Source organism: Oscillospiraceae bacterium, from assembly GCA_035353335.1.
Taxonomy (GTDB): Bacteria; Bacillota; Clostridia; order Oscillospirales; family JAKOTC01; genus DAOPZJ01.
On sequence record DAOPZJ010000060.1, the window covers coordinates 10903 to 15640 of the forward strand.

A 4738-nucleotide genomic window follows, 5' to 3' on the forward strand; every position below is an offset into this window, starting at 1 on the left:
CCGGATTTTCATAACCGGGGATATGCCACGGAGATGCTGGCTGCTGTGATTGAGGACTTGTTCCAAAAAGGATATTCCACGGTGATTGCCGGCGCGTTTGAAAATAACCGGGCAAGTTTTCGCGTGATGGAGAAATGCGGGATGACGCGCATTGAACGGGAGGACGATATCTTTTATCACAACAAAAAGCAGCACTGTCTTTATTACGCGAAAACGGCAGCGGAGTAGTGTGACATATTCCGGGAGGGATTATAATGAATGAGTGGACATCTTTATTGAAAGCAGATCTGACAAATTGGTTAACGGAAGAGGAAAATCCCTCGGTGCGCTATTTTACGCTGAGGGATATTCTGGACAAGCCGGAAATCGACTCGGATGTACAAAAGGCAAAACGTGAAATCATGCAATACGGCATGGTGCCCGAGATTCTCCGAAAACAGCGGGAACCCGCATATATTGAGAGCTATCCCAAGTTTTACACCGACAAATACAAGGGTCTTGTTTGGCAGTTGATTGCGCTTGCCGAAATGGGCGCCGAAGTCAACCCTCAGATTGCGGAACAATGCGAATATCTTTTTAAAAATTCTCAGGAGACCGAAGACGGCGGGTTTGCGATCAACACTTCGGCGAAAAAGGGCGGCGGGAGAATCACCGAAGTGATCCCGTGCCTTACCGGAAATTTGATACGGAGTTTAATCTGTTTCGGTTATATCGATGATCCGAGGCTGCAACAAGCCATTCATTGGGTTACGAACTATATGCGTATCAATGACGGGATTGAAAATGATCCGCAAAATCCGCCGTATGACAGACTCGAAATGTGTTGGGGTAAACACACCTGTTTTATGGGCGCGGTGAAAGTGTTGAAAGGACTGAGCGCCATCCCTCAGGAAAAAAGAACAGGTGAAGTAAACGACACCATCAACAAAATTGTCGAATTTATATTAATACACCATGTGTATAAGCAAAGCCATAACTTGAGCAAAACTTCCAAACCCGGTTGGCTGAAATTCGGTTTTCCGCTGATGTATCAGACCGATGTATTGGAAATAGCGGATATTTTAACCGAACTCGGCATTCATGACAGCCGCATGGACGATGCGATAAACCTCATCATTTCGAAGCAGGACGAAATGGGCAGATGGCACAATGAAAACACAACCATTACGGACAGTCTGCTGATCCCGCCGGAGAAGCAGGGGGAACAGAGTAAATGGATCACGCTGAGGGCGATCAGAGTTTTAAAAAGATATTATTTATTCAATACAATTCATTCAAAGCGGAATTGATCAAAAAAGAGATCTCTGTTTTCACGAACAAAAATATCAGGAAGCGATTTAGGAGATTTTTCGGACGGAATCTGACGGTTCGGGAATTTTACGGGAAAACGGGAAAATCAATGGGGTTTTGCAAAGTATTTTTATTTTTTCTCTGTTGTGTATGGAAAAACAACGTCTATATAAAAAAATAAACATTTTTAAAAGCGACCCTTAAAATTCCCGTTTTCCCGTTTTTCCCCGTAAAACGGAATTTCCCGTCATGGGTTCCGATCCTGCGGCAAGCTGTGCTTTTCAATCGGCTGAATAATGGAAAATAATACTTCCGCCATTTTATTTCGAAGGCAGCAGACAACACGCCCGGTTTATGCTATACTATACTAAGCAGGGAGGTGATGGTATGCCGGGCTGCCACGGTGCGGATGGGCTGAAAACGCCGGAGCTTAAAATCAAAATATGTCCCGAGTGCGGAGCGGAAGTGGAGATGTTCTCCACCGATATTGAGATCCAATGTGAAAGATGCGGCTATACGGTTTACAACGACATACAATCCTGCGTGCAATGGTGCAAATATGCCATCCAGTGCGTGGGTGAGGAGTTATATAATAAATTGATATCTGCGGCTAAGAAGACGGAGAAGTAAAGATATACTTTTAAGGGTTCATTACAAGAGAGGGCGGAAAATTCCAAAGTGAAATAACACATCCGAACCGATCACATCTGTCACAGCGAGTATGCAATCACTTAATCCGTACAGCAATGGGAACTGAAGGTTTTTTTACTTTGCTTTTATTCTGAGATTATGTTATAATTGACCGGAAGTATGACCAATCGGCAGATTTCCAAACGAATGTATAGTCCCTATATGAAAAAGCTCTCGAGTAGCGTCTTCAATGAATCAAAACAGAACATGTAAGCATTGTTTATAAGGGGATTGGATTCTAATTGTGCCACCTCCCTGTAATATAAATGAAAAGGACCAGTTGGAAATTGGATACTTATTTCGCCACATATTCACTGAATATCGTCGCCCTTCTTTTTCTGTTGGGTTTATTAATAAACAACAATATCCTGAACGATCACCGTAAAAAGCCGTTCATATACGGAATTGTGCTTACAATCCTTGTGATTTTTTCCGAGGCAGGCACCATATTGTGCAGTGACGGAAATATCGGACTGCGCGGTTTGAATATTCTCTTCAATGTACTCGGTTTTGCGCTAACGCCGGTTATTCCGATTGTTTTGTTGGCTATTTTTGACGGTATTCTCTTAAAAAACACCTCTATCTGTTATTGCCGACCGTTTTAAATATCGTCGCCGTTGTTTTATCCCCATTGTTCGGATTGATCTTTTATGTCGATATCAGCAATCACTACGAAAGGGGAAGCATTTTCGCGCTTTTTGTTGCGGTTTATATCATCAACATCATTATCCTGGTGATCGGCACTTTGCGCATGTGCCGAAAGTTTTTATATCCGATTAAAAGTAAAATTATCGCCTTGTCTCTGTTTACTGTTGCCGGTACCTGTATTCAGCTTTTGGTTCCGTCGGTTTATACCTCGTGGCATTGCGTAACGCTGTCATTGTTTTTGTATTATATTTTACTTTCCGAATTTGACGGCAGTTTTGATACACTGACGAATCTGTACAACAGGGCAGCATTTGAGAACGCCGTTAAAAAGCTGAAAGGCCGTAAGATGTTTTGCATTGTCGTTATGGACATCGACGATTTTAAAAAACTCAACGACACTTTCGGGCACGATTACGGAGATATTGTTTTAAAAAGAGTGGCGGAGATTATACAAAACTCGTTTGACAATGAATGTACCTGTTATCGAATTGGCGGAGATGAATTTTGTATTGTCTGCAGAGATGCAAAACGAAAAACGGTTGAAAAACAGCTGAAATGCCTCACAGACAACCTTACCCGGGAACGCGCGAACGACCGCCGTTTACCAACCGTCGCATATGGTTACAGTTTTTTTCAAAGCGGTAAAAATTCGGATTTTCTAAAGCAGTTGAAGGAAGCTGACGATCAGATGTACCGGTTTAAACAACTTCGAAAAAATAATTCCTTACCGACCGACATTCAACCCGGTGATCAATAAAAAGTAGTCGGCGCTTCATTAAGTAATAAGAACAAAACACGAAAAAAGGGAACCATCCGTTTGGTTCCCTTTAAAATTATAAATGAACAAAGACATAATATAGATTTATAGATTAAAAACTCTTGGCTTTTTCTTTTGCTTCTCCGATTGCTTTACCTACAATCGCTTCGACGTCATTTCCGACGATATCCAATGCGTCAGCGGAAACAGTCGTAAAATCGGGGATCCCCAAAAAGCCGAAGATCGTCCGAAGATAGCGGTCTCCCATTTCAAATGACGAATACGGTTCAACCGAATATTCTCCGCCTCTTGCGGAAATATTGATTGCCTTTTTATTCCGGCACAGACCGACCGCGCCTTCTGCGGTATATTTAAACGTGATTCCGGTCACGCAGATATAGTCGATATAGGCCTTCAAAATTGCCGGAATACTCAGATTCCACAGCGGTTCGGCGATGACATATTTGTCCGCTTCGGCGAACTGATAAGCGTATTTTAATATCGGATGATTTCTGCTCCCGGTGGTTTTGGGCCCGAAAACGGTATTGATGTCATCCGCCGATAAAAAGTCGATCCCCTCTTTATATAAATCCAACGTTTTAATTTTATCGTCCGGATGAACTTTACGATAAGTTGATATGAATTCATCCGATATCCGAAACGTCTTCGATTGGCCTTCCGGTTTCGCGTTTGCTTTAATATAGAGTACCGAACTCATGGTTTTTTGCCTCCCGTTCATAAAATAAAACAACGTTTTTATTATTATTCCGTATTCATGCGATATACCTTGTCGGTTCAGGCTGTATATGTTATAATAATTCATGATAGTTCGAAACAAGAAAATTCATATGCTTTTCAGTCGTAAGGAAAGGGGCAGATAAAAATGAAAAAAGCAACCGGTATCCTCTATTGGGCACCGAGAATTCTCTCGATTCTATTCATCTGTTTTTTGACGTTGTTTTCATTTGATGTGTTTGAACTTGGGCTGAGCCCGGGGGAAACGGCGCTTGCCTTTTTTATGCACAGCATCCCGTCGATTGTTTTGCTTGTGCTGCTGTTGATCGCGTGGAAGTTCGAACTCGTCGGCGCTTTTGCTTTCATCGGCGCAGGTCTTCTCTATATGGGGCTGACGGCATTCAATGCGTTCCGCTCCGGATTTCAATGGTATATGGCTCTGGCATCGAGCATGACGCTTGCGGGCCCCGCGTTTTTAATCGGCGTCTTGTTTCTGATGAGCTTTATTATGAAAAAGAGAAACAGCGTAAAAAACGAAAAGAACGAAAAGAACGATTGAAACCTGTCAATTTCTAATGAACTTAAACGGGCTGGTTCCGGTTTTGCGTGAACACAAGG

At 42.5% G+C, this 4738-nt stretch carries 6 protein-coding genes; 5 read left to right on the plus strand and 1 reads right to left on the minus strand.

Translation table 11 applies throughout. The annotated features are described in order from the left end of the window. The 4 genes from PKH29_10920 to PKH29_10935 form a co-directional block, all read left to right on the plus strand. On the plus strand, nucleotides 1–228 hold a 228-nt coding region (locus PKH29_10920), incomplete at its 5' end, for a GNAT family N-acetyltransferase (protein HNX15347.1). A gap of 26 nt (nucleotides 229–254) precedes the next feature. Further along, a complete protein-coding gene (locus tag PKH29_10925) occupies nucleotides 255–1289 on the plus strand; it encodes a nitrogen fixation protein NifH (protein ID HNX15348.1) in 1035 nt (344 codons plus the stop codon). Nucleotides 1290–1677: 388 nt separating this feature from the next. Beyond that, complete coding sequence (locus PKH29_10930; GenBank protein HNX15349.1) at nucleotides 1678–1920, plus strand: hypothetical protein; 243 nt, start codon at nucleotides 1678–1680, stop codon at nucleotides 1918–1920. A 649-nt stretch (nucleotides 1921–2569) separates the two neighbouring features. Beyond that, complete coding sequence (locus PKH29_10935) at nucleotides 2570–3385, plus strand: GGDEF domain-containing protein (protein HNX15350.1); 816 nt, start codon at nucleotides 2570–2572, stop codon at nucleotides 3383–3385. 112 nt (nucleotides 3386–3497) lie between these two features. Here the strand turns inward: PKH29_10935 and PKH29_10940 are convergent, their stop codons facing one another. Beyond that, on the minus strand, nucleotides 3498–4103 hold the full coding sequence (locus PKH29_10940) for an FMN-dependent NADH-azoreductase (GenBank protein HNX15351.1): 606 nt from the start codon (nucleotides 4101–4103) through the stop codon (nucleotides 3498–3500). A gap of 165 nt (nucleotides 4104–4268) precedes the next feature. Between PKH29_10940 and PKH29_10945 the strand changes: the two genes are divergently transcribed. After that, nucleotides 4269–4679 carry a hypothetical protein gene (locus PKH29_10945; GenBank protein ID HNX15352.1) on the plus strand — a complete coding sequence of 137 codons (411 nt, stop codon included), beginning with the start codon at nucleotides 4269–4271 and terminating at the stop codon, nucleotides 4677–4679. Nucleotides 4680–4738: the final 59 nt, after the last annotated feature.

What these genes read in the sequence shown, in the direction of transcription:
- PKH29_10930 (HNX15349.1), top strand. Translation starts at nt 1,678, where the DNA reads ATGCCGGGCTGCCACGGTGCGGATGGGCTGAAAACGCCGGAGCTTAAA.
- PKH29_10945 (HNX15352.1), top strand. Translation starts at nt 4,269, where the DNA reads ATGAAAAAAGCAACCGGTATCCTCTATTGGGCACCGAGAATTCTCTCG.
- PKH29_10940 (HNX15351.1), bottom strand. Translation starts at nt 4,103, where the DNA reads ATGAGTTCGGTACTCTATATTAAAGCAAACGCGAAACCGGAAGGCCAA.
- PKH29_10925 (HNX15348.1), top strand. Translation starts at nt 255, where the DNA reads ATGAATGAGTGGACATCTTTATTGAAAGCAGATCTGACAAATTGGTTA.